This window comes from uncultured Maribacter sp. (genome assembly GCF_963977385.1).
Lineage (GTDB): Bacteria > Bacteroidota > Bacteroidia > Flavobacteriales > Flavobacteriaceae > Maribacter.
In genome coordinates, this window is the sequence record NZ_CAXBOU010000012.1 from 113,724 (window position 1) to 131,948 (window position 18,225).

Annotated in this window: 19 protein-coding genes; 2 read left to right on the top strand and 17 right to left on the bottom strand. The window is 34.1% G+C overall.

Annotation, left to right across the window (positions count from 1 at the left end):
* Window position 1: 1 nt before the first annotated feature.
* The 13 genes from AAC084_RS13455 to AAC084_RS13515 form a co-directional block, all read right to left on the bottom strand.
* A complete protein-coding gene (locus AAC084_RS13455) occupies window positions 2-826 on the bottom strand; it encodes a DUF2911 domain-containing protein (RefSeq protein WP_339840729.1) in 825 nt (274 codons plus the stop codon).
* A 59-nt stretch (window positions 827-885) separates the two neighbouring features.
* Complete coding sequence (ftsY, locus tag AAC084_RS13460) at window positions 886-1,842, bottom strand: signal recognition particle-docking protein FtsY (RefSeq protein WP_339840730.1); 957 nt, start codon at window positions 1,840-1,842, stop codon at window positions 886-888.
* 86 nt (window positions 1,843-1,928) lie between these two features.
* Window positions 1,929-2,081, bottom strand: coding sequence for a DUF4295 domain-containing protein (locus AAC084_RS13465; protein WP_071340023.1), 153 nt, complete (start codon window positions 2,079-2,081; stop codon window positions 1,929-1,931).
* A 37-nt stretch (window positions 2,082-2,118) separates the two neighbouring features.
* Window positions 2,119-2,301, bottom strand: a complete 183-nt coding sequence (gene rpmG / locus AAC084_RS13470; protein WP_335636186.1) for a 50S ribosomal protein L33 — start codon at window positions 2,299-2,301, stop codon at window positions 2,119-2,121.
* Window positions 2,302-2,321: 20 nt separating this feature from the next.
* Window positions 2,322-2,561: a 50S ribosomal protein L28 gene (gene rpmB / locus AAC084_RS13475; RefSeq protein ID WP_079512565.1), complete on the bottom strand. Its 240-nt coding sequence runs from the start codon at window positions 2,559-2,561 to the stop codon at window positions 2,322-2,324.
* A gap of 69 nt (window positions 2,562-2,630) precedes the next feature.
* On the bottom strand, window positions 2,631-3,881 hold the full coding sequence (locus tag AAC084_RS13480; RefSeq protein WP_339840731.1) for a competence/damage-inducible protein A: 1,251 nt from the start codon (window positions 3,879-3,881) through the stop codon (window positions 2,631-2,633).
* Window positions 3,881-4,219, bottom strand: a complete 339-nt coding sequence (locus tag AAC084_RS13485; protein WP_339840770.1) for an Hpt domain-containing protein — start codon at window positions 4,217-4,219, stop codon at window positions 3,881-3,883. The genes AAC084_RS13480 and AAC084_RS13485 overlap by 1 nt, the downstream gene beginning before the upstream one ends.
* Window positions 4,219-4,830: a fumarylacetoacetate hydrolase family protein gene (locus tag AAC084_RS13490; RefSeq protein ID WP_339840732.1), complete on the bottom strand. Its 612-nt coding sequence runs from the start codon at window positions 4,828-4,830 to the stop codon at window positions 4,219-4,221. The genes AAC084_RS13485 and AAC084_RS13490 overlap by 1 nt, the downstream gene beginning before the upstream one ends.
* Window positions 4,831-4,837: 7 nt before the next feature.
* Window positions 4,838-5,749, bottom strand: a complete 912-nt coding sequence (locus AAC084_RS13495) for a carboxypeptidase-like regulatory domain-containing protein (RefSeq protein WP_339840733.1) — start codon at window positions 5,747-5,749, stop codon at window positions 4,838-4,840.
* The gene (locus AAC084_RS13500; protein WP_339840734.1) at window positions 5,750-6,526 is read right to left on the bottom strand and encodes a 3'-5' exonuclease; all 777 of its coding nucleotides are present in this window, start codon (window positions 6,524-6,526) and stop codon (window positions 5,750-5,752) included.
* A 323-nt stretch (window positions 6,527-6,849) separates the two neighbouring features.
* Entirely contained in the window at window positions 6,850-8,223 is a 1,374-nt protein-coding gene (locus AAC084_RS13505; RefSeq protein ID WP_339840735.1) for a dihydrolipoamide acetyltransferase family protein, read from the bottom strand.
* Between the two features lie 92 nt (window positions 8,224-8,315).
* Window positions 8,316-8,936, bottom strand: coding sequence for a recombination mediator RecR (recR, locus tag AAC084_RS13510; RefSeq protein WP_339840736.1), 621 nt, complete (start codon window positions 8,934-8,936; stop codon window positions 8,316-8,318).
* Window positions 8,937-9,095: 159 nt separating this feature from the next.
* Window positions 9,096-10,406, bottom strand: a complete 1,311-nt coding sequence (locus tag AAC084_RS13515; RefSeq protein ID WP_339840737.1) for a M20/M25/M40 family metallo-hydrolase — start codon at window positions 10,404-10,406, stop codon at window positions 9,096-9,098.
* Between the two features lie 174 nt (window positions 10,407-10,580).
* Here AAC084_RS13515 and AAC084_RS13520 point away from each other — a divergent pair, with 174 nt between their 5' ends.
* Window positions 10,581-12,068 carry a sodium:solute symporter gene (locus AAC084_RS13520; protein WP_339840738.1) on the top strand — a complete coding sequence of 496 codons (1,488 nt, stop codon included), beginning with the start codon at window positions 10,581-10,583 and terminating at the stop codon, window positions 12,066-12,068.
* Window positions 12,069-12,081: 13 nt separating this feature from the next.
* Here the strand turns inward: AAC084_RS13520 and AAC084_RS13525 are convergent, their stop codons facing one another.
* The 4 genes from AAC084_RS13525 to AAC084_RS13540 form a co-directional block, all read right to left on the bottom strand.
* Window positions 12,082-12,441, bottom strand: a complete 360-nt coding sequence (locus AAC084_RS13525; RefSeq protein WP_339840739.1) for a CoA-binding protein — start codon at window positions 12,439-12,441, stop codon at window positions 12,082-12,084.
* A gap of 397 nt (window positions 12,442-12,838) precedes the next feature.
* Complete coding sequence (locus AAC084_RS13530; protein ID WP_339840740.1) at window positions 12,839-13,849, bottom strand: beta-ketoacyl-ACP synthase III; 1,011 nt, start codon at window positions 13,847-13,849, stop codon at window positions 12,839-12,841.
* 118 nt (window positions 13,850-13,967) lie between these two features.
* The gene (locus tag AAC084_RS13535) at window positions 13,968-15,278 is read right to left on the bottom strand and encodes an AarF/UbiB family protein (protein ID WP_339840741.1); all 1,311 of its coding nucleotides are present in this window, start codon (window positions 15,276-15,278) and stop codon (window positions 13,968-13,970) included.
* 17 nt (window positions 15,279-15,295) lie between these two features.
* Window positions 15,296-15,949 carry a TetR family transcriptional regulator C-terminal domain-containing protein gene (locus AAC084_RS13540; protein ID WP_339840742.1) on the bottom strand — a complete coding sequence of 218 codons (654 nt, stop codon included), beginning with the start codon at window positions 15,947-15,949 and terminating at the stop codon, window positions 15,296-15,298.
* Window positions 15,950-16,318: 369 nt separating this feature from the next.
* Here AAC084_RS13540 and htpG point away from each other — a divergent pair, with 369 nt between their 5' ends.
* Entirely contained in the window at window positions 16,319-18,211 is a 1,893-nt protein-coding gene (gene htpG, locus AAC084_RS13545) for a molecular chaperone HtpG (protein ID WP_339840743.1), read from the top strand.
* The last annotated feature ends 14 nt before the right edge of the window (window positions 18,212-18,225 follow it).

Here is an 18,225-nt window from a genome sequence, read left to right on the forward strand (position 1 = left end):
CTCATTTATTTTTTAATTCTAAAATTTTCCAATCTCTAATACTGTTGCTATTTAATCTTACAAATTCATCTTTACCCTCTTTATCAGCCAATTCTAAAGATATTCGAGCTGCTGCAATCGCCTTTGAGTACTCCCCTAAATCTGCTAAAATTAGTGATCGAACTCGGTGAAAATAATAAGTATCACCTCCTATTTGTAAAGCTTTATTAACATACCCTAGCGACTCTACACCTTTGATTTTCTGTTCTTGAAAATACCTTGCAATTTCATAGTAGGTTTGTGCAGAAGGTGAATTAGATAGTTTTTCAGTAATCTGCTCTTGCATTAGTAACTGTGTATCTATCAGAATAGGAATTGACACCTTAGTGTTGCCCCATCTCCAAATCATTGTAATTCCGTTGTGATTAATATCATCAAACGAAATCAAAAAACTTTCTTGGAATTCTAATGTTTCTATTGGGATTACATGAAGTCTTAAAGCATCTTCTTGAGGATTATAATTTAATCTACCGTCTCCCCAATGTGTAGTGTTTTTATGAAAGACAATTTGCCATTCCTTTTCCTCTGGAAATGCATACAAGGCATATGTACCTTTTTGGAGGTCTTGCCCCTCTATCTGAACATCAGTATCAAATGTGATTTTGGTAGATTTATTTGCTCCTACCCGCCAAATACGGCCATAAGGCACTAAGCCAAGTTCTCCATTAGTCTGATTACCGAATAATGTACGCCCCCTTGCCGATGGTCGAGAATATTCTACAATGATTTTTGAAAGTCCGACTTCCTGCTCTATTGTTGCAAAAGGACTAGCCTTCGGATGACTCATCTGGCCCCAACAAAGACTAATGGTAAAAAATGGAACAATAAACCTAACGAATTTCAATTTTATATTTTAAAGAAAGAATCTACAAACTCATGCTTATTAAACACTTGCAAATCTTCTATACCTTCACCTACACCAATATACTTAACAGGTATTTTAAACTGGTCCGAAATACCGATGACCACACCTCCTTTGGCTGTACCATCTAACTTCGTAATCGCAAGTGCTGTAACCTCAGTAGCTTTCGTAAACTGTTTTGCTTGTTCAAAAGCATTCTGACCAGTAGAACCATCAAGAACCAATAATACTTCGTGAGGTGTATTCTCTATTACTTTTTGCATTACTCGCTTGACTTTAGTCAACTCATTCATTAAATTGACCTTGTTGTGCAACCGCCCGGCCGTATCAATAATAACTACATCTGCATCTTGTGTTACGGCAGAACTTAATGTATCAAAAGCAACTGATGCAGGATCACTCCCCATTTGTTGCTTAATTATTGGTACATCTACCCGATCCGCCCAAACTTGTAATTGATCTATAGCTGCAGCTCTAAATGTATCGGCAGCACCCAAAACTACTTTTAAACCTTGTTTTTTAAATCTATAAGCAAGTTTACCGATAGTTGTTGTTTTACCAACTCCATTAACACCCACTACCATTATTACATATGGTCTTTTATCTTTTGGTATTTCCAATTCGGAATCATCAGAATCATTAGTTTCAGATAATAACCCTGCTATTTCTTCCCTTAAAATTGAATTGAGTTCATCGGTACTTACATATTTATCGCGAGCAACCCTAGCTTCAATACGTTCTATTATTTTCAAAGTAGTATCGACTCCAACATCAGAAGAAACTAAAACTTCTTCTAAATTATCAAGTACATCATCGTCTACTTTAGACTTACCTGCTACCGCCTTTCCCAGCTTCGAAAAAAAGTTGGTTTTGGTTTTTTCCAAACCTTTATCTAAGGTTTCTTTTTTCTGTGAAGAAAATATTTTTTTAAATAAGCTCATTGTTAAAACTATGGTTATTCAAATATAAAAATTAAAAAGCCCCTTTCGTAGGAAAGGGGCTCAATAACTACTAAAAGTTAGTTTTCTTATTTCTTGGCAATCCAAGCATCTACCAATTCTGGTGGCATTACTTGTTCAACAAAAACGTAAGCACCTGATTTTGGTGACTTAACCATTTTTATAGCCTTTGTCAATCTTTTAGAACTTGTCTGTAAACTTGCTACGGTCTTCTTAGCCATGACTTATTTTTTTATGGTTCTCGTATAAAACGAAAATCTATTTAATTTCTTTATGAACGGTCATTTTCTTGAGAATAGGATTGAATTTTTTTATTTCCAATCTCTCAGGAGTGTTCTTTTTATTTTTGGTAGTAATATATCTTGAAGTACCTGGTTGCCCAGATTCTTTATGCTCTGTGCACTCTAATATCACTTGTATTCTATTGCCTTTCTTTGCCATCTTACGCTATATTTTCCAGATTACTTAATAACTAATCCTTTTGCTTTTGCTTCTTTCAAAACAGCAGATATACCTTTTTTATTGATACTCTTTAAAGCTCTTGTAGATACTTTAAGCGTTATCCATCGGTCTTCTTCAGGAATGTAAAAACGTTTCTTTGATAAATTAACATCAAATCTTCTTCTCGTCTTATTGATTGAAAACGATACGTTGTTTCCAAACATCGCCTTCTTACCCGTAATTTCACATACTTTTGACATCGTGCTGACTTTTTCTTTTAAACAGGGTGCAAATTTATATCATTTTTATCGTTCAGACAACAATAAACCTTACATTTTTAAAATTTCTTTTTGAAGAAGCTCAAATGCCTTATTTACAGCCTTTTCTACAATGCGTTCTCGAGTGCTTCCCATTTGAAATTCTTGCACAAAATGTACATCAGGACCTTCAATTGCAATAAATATAGTTCCAACGTCCGCATTTGAATCTCCTTTTGTTGGTCCAGCGTTACCTGTTGTCGCAATTGCAAAATCTGTTTTCATCATTTTTCGCACTCCTTTTGCCATTGCTGAAGCAACTTCTGCACTTACAACAGAATGCTTATCTATAATTTCTTGAGGCACCTTAAGTACATTCACCTTAGTTTCGGTAGCATAACTCACTACACTACCTTTAAAGTAGTTTGAAGCACCAGGTATCGAAGTCATGCTTTCCGCAATTTTACCACCTGTAAAACTTTCAGCAGTTGACACTGTTAAATTTCTTTTTGTAAGCAATTGTGCAATAACTTCTTCAATCGTTTGGTCATCTTCTAAACCAAACATAATATCGTTGATAAGCGGATAAAGCTTTTCACATTCAGCCTCAATCGAAGCAAATAATACACTGTAGTCAGGCCCTTTTCCTGACAAACGTAATCTCACTTTACCTAAATTAGGTAAATACGCCAATCTTATAGAAAGTGGAAGGTTATTTTCCCATGATTCGATTCGGTTTGCAATTGAACTTTCGCCCAAACCATAAGTAACAATAGTTCTATGAATGATATGTGGTCTTTTATAAAAAGAAGCAAGTTTAGGAATAACAGATTCGACCATTAAATGCTTCATTTCGAAAGGCACACCTGGCAATGATATAAATGTTACCCCATCTTGATGCATCCACATGCCTGGAGCAGTACCATTGGCATTATGAAGCACTTCTGCCCTACTTGGCACCAAAGCCTGTTTTCTATTAATATCAGATATTGGCGTGCCAGAAATATACTTTGCAAACAACTCCTCTATATGAGCTAGCACCGAAGCATTCTCCACAAGTTCATCATTAAAATACTCGCAAAAAGTATGCTTAGTAATATCATCTTTCGTTGGACCCAGCCCGCCGGTTACAATTACTACATCAACACGTTTCGCGGCATCACTAAAAGCATTTAAAATATGCTCTTTATCATCTTGGATAGAAGTTATCTGATATACCGAAATTCCAATTTTATTAAGCTCTTTAGCTATAAAGACAGAGTTGGTATCAACTATTTGACCGATGAGAATTTCGTCGCCAATAGTTATAATTTCTGCTAACATTATAAACGAAAATCTTTTTTTAATTCTGAAACAACCTGATTAATATCGGTTTTAAGCAATGGAAACCTTTTTTCCATTGCTGCCATATTTCCTTCTTCTTTCCCCAAGGTCTCTAATTCTAAGGCAATTGCACGTGTTTGCTCCATACCCAACAAGTCTACATTAGGTTTTATTTTATGTGCCAACTGATATACTTGACTATAGTCTTTGGCTAGTAGCGCCTTTTCCAATAAATCTAAATCTTCAGGAACTTCTTCCAAAAAAACAGATATCACAGAATTTATAAAATCCTGATCTCCTTCTGCCATCTCGTTAATCTTATCCAGGTTATAAATCATCATTTAATTTTTAAGGTAAAAAGCTCTTTGTTTTCCAAGCTACCCGAAAGATAGTCATTTGGACTTATTTTCCCAACACCGGCAGGAGTGCCTGTAAAAATCACATCTCCTTTTTTGAGCATAAAAAACTTTGAAACGTACGCTATAATTTCATCTATCTTCCAAAGCATTAAGCTCGTATTACCCTGCTGTACCACCTCTCCATTCTTAACTAACTTAAAATTCAAGTCATTAAGATTATTAAATTGGGTTTTTGGCAGCCATTCGCCTATTACGGCAGCCCCATCAAAGCCTTTCGCCTTTTCCCAAGGTAAACCTTTCTCTTTTAATTTCGACTGTAAATCTCGTGCCGTAAAATCAATTCCCAATCCTATTTCATCATAATAAGAGGGCGCAAACTCCTCACTGATGTGTTTACCTACTTTTTTAATCTTCACCAAGACCTCAACCTCATAATGGACATCATTAGAGAATTCAGGTATATAAAAATCTTGTTGTTTAGGTAAAACTGAAGAATCTGGTTTTATAAAAACAACAGGTTCTTCTGGTTTTTCATTCTGAAGTTCCGCAATATGGGCGGTATAATTTCTACCAATACATATAATTTTCATATAAACTTTATCTTTTCTTAGACATTTTTAAGCTTATCGCAGGAATTAAGTTTTCATTATTCCCTGGTGCTTTTATTGCAAAATCTGACCATTCTCCCATACCATAAACCATGGTTTTAAAGTTCTGATTTTTTTGATAAACAGCAGCAAAAGTAGGCGCAAAACGATCTTCTAAAACTTTCTTTTTTGAAATAGGATGCTCATAAGCATTCGTATACCAATTAAAGGGAAGAAACAGCCATTCTAAACCTACATAAATACCCTCATCCGGAATTCTTATACCCATACTAGAAAGATCTATAGAAACAAAATCTTCGGTATCTGAACTCTCTAAAATAATACTTTTTCGTATTAAATCGTGATTTGGTTTTTTAGTTCCTTTATCAACATCGTAAACACGAAGTCTAAATTTAGACGAAGTTCTTTTGAACCTACTATTCTGTTGAACGTGTACTGTAATTTTTTCTAAATACTTTTTTGCAGCGCCTATATTAGGAAAATATAAAGCCAAAACCCAAGGCGTTTTGGCCGAAGAAAAACCACTCTTAATACTATATGAACTTATTGGGTTAAGAACCTGCGAATCGCCTAAACTATGGGACACGACTACTTCTTCAAGCTCAAAGGTATCTTCTTTCAAAAAGATTTTTTTATTATCGGAAATACTTTTCGCAGAGAGTATAGTGTCTTTAAAACCTAACGCGGATATATGAACATCACGTTCTAAAAATGACTCAGAAACATCTACATAGAAATAACCTTCATCATTACTAGAAGTGCCTTTAAGCGTTCTTAAAAAGCTAATATTAGCATATGGTATAGGTGTTTGACTATTTTCTTCGAGCACATGACCTTCAATTAAAATCTCTTGAGCATGACCTACGCTCATAAAAAAAACAACCATTAAAAGCGCGCGCATTTAACCAAGTTTATTATTAAGCTTGCTCAACTTTATTTGTGTAAGAATCTTTTTAGTGTACAATGGAAAATCTGCATTTAACATCCATCCAAAATAGCCAGGTTCTTTTTCTAACACCGCATGAACTTTTTTTCCTTTATGCTTACCAAACGAGAACACTTCTTCTCCTTCTTCATCCATAGCAATGAATCCTGCAAAATCTACCGATTGTTTTCTCCTTGAAAATTCAGAAAGTTTTTTAATATTATTTTCAAGATCAGGGTATCTATCTAACTGAGAAAGTAACACCTCATATGTTGCATTAGTATCTGCAGCAGCACTATGCGCATCTATCAAATCTTTATCGCAATAAAACTTATAAGCAGCCTCTAACGTACGTTTTTCCATCTTATGAAAAATTGTCTGCACATCTACAGAAACTGTATTTTTCATATCAAAATCAATATCTGCTCGTAACAATTCTTCCGCCAACAATGGAATATCAAATCGGTCGGAATTAAATCCGCCTAAATCAGCATCCTTTATAATCTTGTAAATTTCTTTGGAAAGTTCTTTGAAAGTCGGCTCATTCGCCACTTTTTCATTGGTAATACCATGTACTGCTATCACCTCATCTGGTATTACCATTTCAGGATTTACGAGCCATGTTTTACTTTCCTTATTTCCATTAGGATATACCTTTAGTATTGCAATTTCAACAATACGATCCTTTGCTACATTGATACCAGTTGTTTCTAAATCAAAGAAACAAATAGGTCTGGTAAGCTTTAATTCCATATGTATTTAACTTTTGACAAAGATACCCTTTCGTTTTTTTAACGCTTTAAGATACCTGTGTTTAAATTTATGCTATAAAAGATAATTATAAATTTTGGATAATTTTTAGTCATGCTTTATTGTTAAAAACATAATTACAAGCAACACACAATAAAGCAATGTGCGTATTCATAAACTTGAAACTATTCTATAATAAAAAACTAAAACAAAAGTCAATTAATTTATCAAAACAAGAAAACCCTGTTCAATACGTTAATTGACTTTGACTAAGTATTATACAATGGACTGCAAGTAAAGCCCACACCTTAAAATTTCAAATAAAACTAAATTTCTCGATTCGGATCCCACGCCTCTAAATAGTCTGCAATTGCCTTAGCGAACATACTACCTAAGGCACCATTTACAACTCTATGGTCATAACTATGCGATAAGTACATTTTGCTTCGAATACCAATAAAATCACCTTCAGGTGTTTCAATTACAGAAGGTATTTTTCTAATGGCTCCTAACGCCAATATACCCACCTGTGGTTGATTAATGATAGGAGTACCGAATACGCTACCAAAAGTACCTACGTTAGTAACTGTATACGTACCGCCTTGAACCTCATCTGGTTTTAAACCATTGTTTCTTGAACGGTTTGCCAAGTCATTTATAACCTTCGCCATTCCTACCAAATTTAATTGGTCTGCATTTTTAATTACAGGAACAATAAGATTACCGTCAGGCAATGCGGCTGCCATACCTATATTAATATTTTTCTTTTTAACAACAGTGTCTCCATCAACAGAGATATTCATCATTGGATATTTCTTCAAAGCCTTTGCAACGGCCTCCATAAAAATTGGAGTGAAAGTTAATTTTTCACCCTCTCTTTTAAAGAAAACATCTTTCATCTTATTTCGCCAATTCACAATATTCGTGACATCAACTTCAATAAAACTTTGAACATGAGCAGATGTTGATATACTATCTGTCATATGTTTGGCAATCAACTTGCCCATTCTAGTCATAGAAATAACCTCATCGCCTCCCGAAACCTGAACCTTTGGTTTATCGGCTACAGGCTCATTAATTTTAACTGGTGCAGGTGCAGAAGGGCTATCAGGGGCAATTGCAGATGGCTTTTCCTTTTCTGGAGCTGCTGCTTTTACATGATTAGAACTTGTACCATTTTTTACATAGTTTAAAATATCATCTTTAGTAACCCTACCGTCTTTACCTGTACCCGCTATAGACTCTAATACTTCAAAAGAAATTCCTTCTTCTTTAGCTATATTCTTAACCAGAGGTGAATAAAATCTGTCTGAATCTCCTATTACCAACTCTGCGGAAGAAGTATCCGACTTTGCTTTAACCACTGCATCTTCAGCCGCAGCAACCATTTCTTCTTGCTCAGGTGCATCAACCTCTACTTCATCAGTTGACCCTGAAGCTTCACTCACAACAACATCACCTTCTATTTCAATAATTGCTACCGTCTGACCGACTTTAACAACATCATCAATATTAAAGCATTTCTCTATCAAAACACCATCTACCTCACTTGGCACCTCACTATCTACTTTATCTGTTGCAATTTCAAAAATGGCTTCATCCATCTCAATAGTATCCCCTACCTCTTTTAGCCAAGAGGTTAATGTTGCTTCTGCAACACTCTCTCCCATACGCGGTAGTTTCAATTCAAATTTTGACATATCGATAATTTATAGCTTGTTTTGTATATATTTTTTTGCAAAAATAATAAAATTAATACCTATTAACTGATATTATATCGAAATTACAAGAACTAATCTTGTCTAAGCGAACCCTCAAAAGGAACTCTATTCAATATACTTCTACCCAATGTAACCTCATCTGCATATTCTAATTCATCACCAACTGCAATACCTCGGGCAATAGTAGACGTCTTCACATCTAAACCTTCAATTTGTCTAAAAATATAAAAATTGGTCGTATCACCTTCCATAGTAGAACTCAACGCAAAAATCAGTTCTTTAATCACACCTTTTTTCACTTTCTCTACTAGTGAACCTATTTTCAAATTTTGGGGTCCAATACCTTCCATTGGAGATATTTTACCACCAAGAACATGGTACTTTCCTCTGAACTGCCCTGTGTTTTCAATCGCCATTACATCTCTAATATCTTCAACGACACAAACCAAGGCATCATCTCTTTTAGGGTTAGCACAAATTTCACACATGGTAGTATCAGAAACATTATGACAATTTTGACAGAACTGAATCTTACTTCTCAAATCGACTAATGACGTAGAAAGATTCTCAGTACGCTGTTCTGGTTGCTTAAGCAAGTGCAGTACCAAGCGTAATGCAGTTCGTTTACCAATACCTGGCAATTGCGACACTTCATACACTGCATTTTCTAATAATTTCGATGAAAAATCCATAGGTTTTATTGGGTATAAATTTACAACTAAACTTGAAAAACAACCCTTAGCGTTTTCACAAAATTATTTTAACGTTTAAAAATTTTGATATAATTATTATGGATTTTAGTTGTTTTGCTTCGAGCGTTATTATCAACTAGCAAAAAAAGGTCAAATTGATTATTTTTCATAACCAGCTTCGGCAACCGTCAGTAGTAATGCCAGTTTTATAGCCGCTGCACCATTCTCGTTTAGCCACCATTCATTTAATGAATGTGCTCCACCACCAATACCACCTCTACCGATAGTTACTGCAGGAATTCCCATGGAAATAGGAATATTACTGTTGGTAGACCCTCTAGTTAGACTTGGCTGAGAACTGAATAACGTTGTAGCACTTATAGCTCGTTGCACCAAAGGAGTATCAACAGATAATTCTCCTGAAGGCCTATCCCCTATTTTAATTAATTCTAAACCAATCTCATCCTTAATACCAGATTTGTTATACGCTTCTAAGCCTGTTGTCATAGATGCTTTGAAAATACCGTCAATCTCAATTAATCTATTTTTATCGACCGACCTCATATCTACTTCCATCCATGATTCGAAAGGAATAGAATTTACAGAGGTTCCGCCACCTATTCTTCCAATATTGAAACTGGTTTTAGGTCCTTCATCTGTAAATTTCTTAGCATTTTCAGAAAACTCTTTAATAGCATAACCTAAAGCATGATGTGGGTTAGCTAACCCAAATGCACCCCAAGAATGACCTCCTTTTCCTGTAAATAATGCTTTATACCTAACAGACCCTAAACCGGCATTATTAACTCTTCCTATTGCCCCGCCATCTATTGATATCCAAGAATCTATTTTGGGCGCTCCATCTCTGAACAAATGCTTTACACCTCTTAAATCCCCTAGTCCTTCTTCACCCACAGTGGCAACAAACCAAATATCTGCTTTCGTTTTTATATTAGAATTTTTCATTGCCTTAAAAATGGTGACCAACATCGATAGTCCACGTGTATCATCCCCCACTCCTGGCGCAAATAAAGTATCCCCTCTTTGCTGTACACTTACATTTGTTCCCTCAGGAAAAACAGTATCTAAATGTGCATCTAATGCAACAATTTTTCCTCCTTCCGTGCCCTTTTTCACAGCGATTACATTACCAACTTCATCTATAGAAACATTATCAACACCGGCATCAAGAAACATTTTCTTTAATGCCATAGCTCTTTCCTTTTCTAAAAAAGGTGGAGCTGCAATTTCAGTTAATTTAATTAGGTTGCTATTGGTTTCTTCCTCTATTGATTCTATATATTCAAAAGCATTATGGATACTTTTATCCTTCAAAACTTTAGTTAATTCTTTATCAATTTTTTTATCCGTTTTTAAAGATTCTTGACCAGATAAATTATTGGCATAACTAAAAAGTAAAACCATCACAATTAGCATCACCCTATTAGAAAAGTTTTTCACTCGACCCATTATTATAGAATTTTAGAATTTGTTCCTTGAAAAGGTATCAAAAAATAAGCCGTCAAGAAAAAATCGAATACTTTATTATATATAAATTCAAGAATTATCAATTTAAGCTTAACCTTTTCATCTTATCACAATACGTCATCTAACTTTTTGTAATTTGCCCTCAAATTTTATACAATGAACGCCTCCCATATTTTACTATTAATTTCTGGCTATTTCGTTTTGCTATTGATTATATCTTATTTCACTGGCAAAAACGATTCGAATGAAGATTTTTTTAAAGCCGGAAAACAATCGCCTTGGTATTTAGTTGCCTTTGGCATGGTGGGTGCGTCATTATCTGGAGTCACTTTTATTTCTGTACCTGGCTGGGTAGATGCTTCTCAATTTAGTTATATGCAGGTTGTTTTCGGATACTTTCTTGGCTATATGGTTACCGCATTTGTACTACTCCCTATCTACTACAAACAAAATGTGACTTCTATTTATGAGTATTTAGATGACCGGTTTGGTTTTGTCAGCTATAAAGTTGGCGCAATTTCCTTTTTCATATCAAGAGTTCTTGGGGCAGCATTTCGCTTATTTTTAGTTGCCATTGTACTTCAACAATTTGTATTTGATGCATGGAATGTTCCTTTTGAAATAACCGTTACGCTTTCTATCTTACTTATTTGGATTTACACCTTTAGAGGCGGCATAAAAACTATCGTATGGACAGATACCTTGCAAACATTGTTTATGCTTGTATCTGTCGGACTCTCTATTTATTTTATATTGGATAAAATGGACTGGACCTTTATCGAGTTTTTAAATTCACCTGAATTGGGTCAATACAGCAAAACCATTTTTACAGATGATTTATCTTCAAAAAACCACTTAGTTAAATCATTTTTAGGCGGCATGTTCATTACCATTTGCATGACTGGCCTAGACCAAGATATGATGCAAAAAAACTTGACGTGCAGAAATTTAGGCGAGGCTCAGAAAAACATGGTCAGCTTTAGTATTGTTTTGGTAATAGTAACTTTTGTTTTTATGTTGCTAGGAGCCCTATTGTTCATTTATGCGGATGCGCATCAAATAGCATTACCAATGATGGATGGTTCACCAAAATCTGACTTGCTATTTCCTGAAATCGCATTAAATAGCGGCTTGGGTATAACCGTTGCAGTTACTTTTATGCTTGGCTTAATAGCTGCTGCTTACAGTAGTGCAGATAGTGCGCTTACGTCATTAACCACATCATTTTGTGTCGATTTCCTGAATACCGAGAAGAAATCACAACCAGAAGCGAAAAAAATAAGAAGAATTACTCACATTGGTATGAGTGTCTTATTGATTTTAGTAGTTATCTCTTTTAAGTATATTTTGGATCGGAATGTAATTGATGGGTTACTTACCGTAGCTTCTTATACTTATGGCCCTTTATTGGGTTTATTCTCTTTTGGCATATTTACAAAACACCAGGTAAAAGACAAATATGTATGGATAGTTGCCCTTATTTGTGTTTCGATTATTCTTATCCTCGCAAAACTACCAACTGAATATTTAGACGGCTATGTATTTGGTTATGAGCTACTGCCATTAAATGGTCTACTTACATTTATTGGGCTTTGGCTTATTCGCAAAAAACCTGCTGAACCTAGTATTAACGATATTGCTTAGAATCTAAAAAAAATTAGTATTGACCTGTAGATAATAGTACTAGAGTACAAGCGACAGCAACTTCAATTCCGTTCTTTTCTAGTAAATTGTAGAATGTGGGATTTTCAGTACCTGGATTGAATATTACCCTACTTGGAGCTAAAGAAATTATCTCATTAAAATATTCTTCTTGCCTTTTTGGATTTAGATATAGGGAAATTGTATGAATATCCTTAATTTTGTCAAAATTATTACTGATGCTGACTCCTGAAACCTCACCTTCCCTTAATCCGTAGGCTACGGTTTCTACTCCTGAATCTACCAATCTTCTTATTGCTAAATTGCTATAACGAACTGGGTTTAAGGAAGCTCCAAAAACAAGGGTCTTTTTCATAATATTTAAAATGTTAAAATTATACAGATATGTAACTAATTGCGCAATATTTCGTCTATTAGTAAAGTTAGATATTCTCTAAGTATAAAAATTTTTTGTTGGTAACGCTATATGTTTATAGTTAATGGTTAGTGTTTAGTATAGCCTATCAGCATTATGAAGCCCGGCTTCCAATTCATTTTGGAATGTCCGGGCTTTTATTTTTTAAGGCACTCGCAAGTACTAATTTCAAAAATAATTCATCCTAAGCATAAAATAATACACACCCAAAGAGTAACAATAGATAATAAAATTCGTCTATTATATTGTATAGGTGTATTTAATAAAGAAGAATGGTTGGTTTTTTCCTGTTAAGTAAAACTATATAGAACCCATGACAATGTCATGGGTTCTTTTTTTACCATCGTATAATAACACTACCCCAAGTAAAACCGCTACCAAATGCGGCCAATACAACTAAATCACCTTCGTTTACTTTTCCTTCTTCCCAAGCTTCAGTAAGAGCTATAGGAATAGATGCAGCGGTGGTATTGCCATATTTCATGATATTATTGAATACCTGATCATCAGTAAGTTGAAATTTCTTTTGAATAAACTGTGATATTCTAAGATTTGCTTGATGTGGCACCAATAAATCTATGTCTGTAGATTTTAATTTATTCTTTTCTAAACCTTCTATGATAACCTCGCTAAAACGCACAACTGCATTTTTAAATACAAATTGACCGTTCATATAAGGATAATAGGATTCGTCGTTAGGATCGTTATCCTCAATTATATCGGTAACCCATCGCTTACCCATACCTGGAGCAATTAAAGAAAGTTCTTCAGCATGTTGCCCTTCAGAATGTAGATGAGTTGATAAAATTCCTTTGCTTGTATCTTCTTCTCTGCTTAAAACTGCAGCACCAGCACCATCTCCAAAAATAACGGACACACCTCTACCCCTGGTAGTCATGTCTAACCCGTGAGAATGAAGCTCAGAACCAATAACCAGTACATTTTTATACATACCAGTCTTAATATATTGGTCAGCAATGGAGATTGCATATACGAAACCAGAACATTGATTACGAACATCTAAAGCTCCAACAGTTTTAATTCCTAAATCTCTTTGTACTAAAACACCTGGGCCAGGGAAATAATAATCAGGACTTAGTGTAGCGAAAACGATAAAATCGATATCGTCTTTATCTATACCTGCTCTCTCAATAGCAATTTTTGCGGCTTTTACACCCATGGTCGTTGTGGTATCACCATCCCCACGTACAACATGTCTTCTCTCCTTAATACCTGTACGCTCTTGAATCCAAGCGTCATTGGTATCCATTTTCTTTGACAAATCATCATTTGTCACTACGTTATCAGGCACATAATGACCTAAGCCAATTATTTTTGAATTATACATAGTAATATTTTTAACCTGAAAGAATTCAGGCAGAATTAGTGTTGCAATATAAACAAGAATTAATAATCAGCCTTAAAAATATAACAAACACTGATAATTAGAATATTGCTGCAAAATATTAATTTAAATATTTTTTGAAATTATTCACTTTAATAGTTGCTTTTAAATCGTGAAGTAAATTATAAAGCCCGAAAAAAGTTCGGTTCATATAAAGAAAATGCTTTGACCCTCTATTTCCATTCATTTTTCGTATTTGTTTGTCAGAAGCAAAATGTTCACCTAAGTCTGCAATTTTACCCCAGAAAATCTCGTCTCCAAAATCAAATTCCTCATTATGAAATGGAGAGGTAAATAAACTTAATAATTGGTGAAAAAGTGATTTGAAAAATATGATTTCATCTGGTTTGTCTGTAGTAACCAAAATTTCTAATTCATATAATTTATCTGTAAAAATCGTATCATTAGATATATTCTCAGGCTTTGCTAGTTCAAAATAAGGAATATAGAATGAATCAGGAACCTCTTTAATACAACCAAAATCGATTGCTATCAATTCATTCTCATCATTCACCAAAAAATTACCTGGGTGTGGATCAGCATGCACTTTACGTAAGCCATGAATCTGAAACATGTAAAAATCCCACAATGCCTGGCCCAATTTGTTACCAGTTTCTTGTGAAAAATTTGTCTTCGTGAATTCACTTAGATGCTTACCGGTCATCCAGTCCATTGTAATAATTCTTTCACTAGATAATTCAGTGTAGTACTGAGGAAATTTTATATTTGGTATCACCTTACAAGCCTTTGTTATTTCTTTGCTCTGAGCAACTTCTAACAAATAATCAGTTTCCTCAATAAGTTTATTCTCTACTTCTTTAAAATACTTTTCAGAATCTTTACCTCTTAAGTTAAACATACGAGTAGCTATAGGTTTCACTATGGCCAAATCACTACTTATGCTTTGTGACACTCCAGGGTATTGAATCTTAACAGCTAATGTTTTTCCATCTTTTGTTGCTTTATGCACTTGCCCTATGCTAGCCGCATTTATAGAGTCTTTATCGAACGTATCGAATACTTCTTCTGGATATTTATCTAAATATTTTTTGAATGTTTTACGCACTAATGGTGCAGACAAGGGCGGTACAGAAAACTGAGATAAAGAAAATTTTTCAACATAAGCATTTGGTAGCAAGTTCTTCTCCATGCTTAACATTTGAGCTACTTTTAAAGCACTACCCTTAAGAGATTTTAATCCGTCATAAATATCTGATGCATTATCCTCGTTAAGTTCATCTTTTGTGGTATCGGGATTGATAATTTTCTTACCCAAATACTTAGCATAATTGCCTCCAATTTTTGCTCCTGTTTTAACAAGCTTACTTGCTCGTTCAATCTTTCCTGTAGGAATTTTATCAAGTGTTTTCAAATCGCAAATACTTTAGGTTAAGCAAAAGTTTCCTTGTAAAGAAATTTCCCAAAATCAAGAATATTCTCTAAAGGCGTATTATCAAATACATCGAAAATTGTATTTACAGATTTTTCAATGGCAACATCAGTTTTTTCAAAACCAGCAGAATCATCAGACTTCCAAAAATTCAGTAAAAACATAAATTGCAACCAAGCACCTTCTGAAAACAACTGAGGATTATGCTTGGTGAATTTTATATTTTTATTCTCATTACCAGCTTCTATTAGACCTTTTGCAAACTCTTTTATATTCTTACGCAGGCCTTTAAGCTGCTCCATATTTTTTAGAGTATTGCCAGATTGCTCCATTGCGAATAAAACATAACTTCTATTCAAGGTTAAAACCTCAAAAAAAGTATAGAAAAAAGTGAGCATTTTTTCCCTGTTGGAAAAATCTAGATACTCTTTATTCTTAATAATGACACTTGAAGCGTTATCGAAAAAAGTAGTCCATATACTTTTTTGTAATGTTCCTATAGAACCAAAATATAAGTAAAAATCAGATTCTTGAATGCTATTGACCTTGCAAAATTTATAAACCGTTTTAGGCACTGTTTCATGTTCCAATACATAGTCCATAAACATTGTCACAATAGATTCTTTAGATATTTTTTTAGCTTTTGCAGACATATTCAATAGTTTTTATATAAGGTACGATGCAGATTTCATAGTTAGAAGTTTTTATGAAACATTAGCTTTTGTTTAGCAAAAACGTGCTATTAAAAATAGCACGTTTCAAACAACCTAACCAATAAATAATCAACATGTGATTATGTGTAAAATTCTTTCTCATAGCACTTTTTCATAATCACATTACAAATATACATTATGTTTAATCTTTTTACGTTATTCATAAACAAAAATATTTGTTAAACTTTACATGCATTAATATCTGTCAGTTTGTCATAATTTTCTATTGTGGTATTTTTTTTGACTCCACACTATCAAACAATTATAAATAGTAATTGTCACTATAATTGTGACATAAAAATATAACATATGGCAACAGGTAAAATTAATGTGTCGGTAGACAATATTTTTCCACTTATCAAGAAGTTCTTGTACAGTGATCATGAAATTTTTCTTCGAGAATTAATTTCAAATGCTACTGATGCAACTTTAAAAATGAAACATTTAACCACTATTGGCGAAGCCAAGGTTGAATACGGTAATCCTGTCATAGAGGTTAAGATTGATAAAGAAGGTAAAAAACTTCACATTATTGACCAAGGCCTTGGTATGACCGAAGAGGAAGTAAAAAAATATATTAATGAAGTAGCTTTTTCTGGAGCAGAAGAGTTTTTGAATAAATATGAAGATTCTGCAAAGGATTCAGGAATCATTGGCCATTTCGGTTTAGGTTTCTATTCTGCCTTTATGGTTGCTGAAAAGGTAGAAATTATAACTAAAAGTTATAAAGACGAGCCAGCTGTGCAATGGTCTTGTGATGGCTCTCCTGAATTTATAATGGAAGAGGCTCAAAAAGATACTCGTGGTACAGAGATTATACTTCACATTGCAGACGATTCTACTGAGTTCTTAGAAGATGGTAAAATCTCCAGCTTATTAAGTAAGTATAATAAGTTTATGCCTATTCCGATTAAATTCGGAATGAAAACGGAAACGTTACCTAAACCAGAAGGTGCTAAAGAAGAAGATCCAGCACCGACTGTTGAGGTTGATAATATTATCAATAATCCTAATCCGGCATGGACAAAACAGCCTGCTGATTTAAACGATCAGGATTACAAAAGTTTCTATAGGGAATTATACCCTATGCAGTTCGAGGAACCTTTATTCCATATTCATTTAAATGTTGATTATCCTTTCAACCTTACAGGAATTCTTTACTTCCCAAAACTTTCGAATGATTTAAACCAACAGAAAGATAGAATTCAATTATATCAAAATCAGGTTTTTGTAACGGATAATGTTGAAGGTATTGTACCTGAATTTTTAACCATGCTACGTGGTGTTATCGATTCTCCAGATATTCCGTTGAACGTTTCTCGTTCTTATTTGCAGGCAGATGGTGCCGTGAAGAAAATCTCTTCATATATCACTAGAAAAGTGGCCGACAAAATGAATTCACTTTTCAAGAACAATCGTGAAGAATTTGAAGCAAAATGGAACGATATTAAAATTGTGATTGAATATGGTATGCTTTCAGAAGACAAGTTCTTTGAAAAAGCAGATAAGTTTGCTCTTTACCCAACGGTAGATGGCGCATACTACACTTTTGAGGAATTACAAGAAAAAATAAAGGATACTCAGACAGATAAGGATAATAAGTTGGTTATACTTTACGCATCTGATAGAGAGGCTCAACACAGTTATATTGAAACTGCTAAAGCTAAAGGGTATGAAGTATTATTATTAGACTCTCCTATTATTGGTCACTTAATACAAAAATTAGAGAGTTCTAAAGAAAATATTTCTTTTGCTCGTGTTGATGCTGATCATATCGATAAATTGATTCAGAAAGAGGAGACACAAATTTCTAAATTGTCTGATGAGGAAAAGGAAACTTTAAAAACCGAATTGGAAAAAGTAATTGGTGAAAAAAGCAGCTATACGGTTCAATTAGAAGCTATGGATAGTGAAGCATCACCATTTACCATTACAGAGCCTGAGTTTATGCGTCGTATGAAAGAGATGCAACAGACTGGTGGCGGTGGTGGTATGTTCGGCATGGGTGCTATGCCAGAAATGTACAACCTTATTGTAAATACTAACAATGCCTTAGTTGGTGAAATATTAACTATCAAAACAGCTAAGAAAAAAGAACGATTGATCAATCAATCACTTGACTTGGCCAAGCTATCTAAAGGTTTACTTAAAGGTAAAGATTTGACAGAGTTTATTAAACGTAGTTATGAGATGGTGAAATAATCTCAAACATTCAT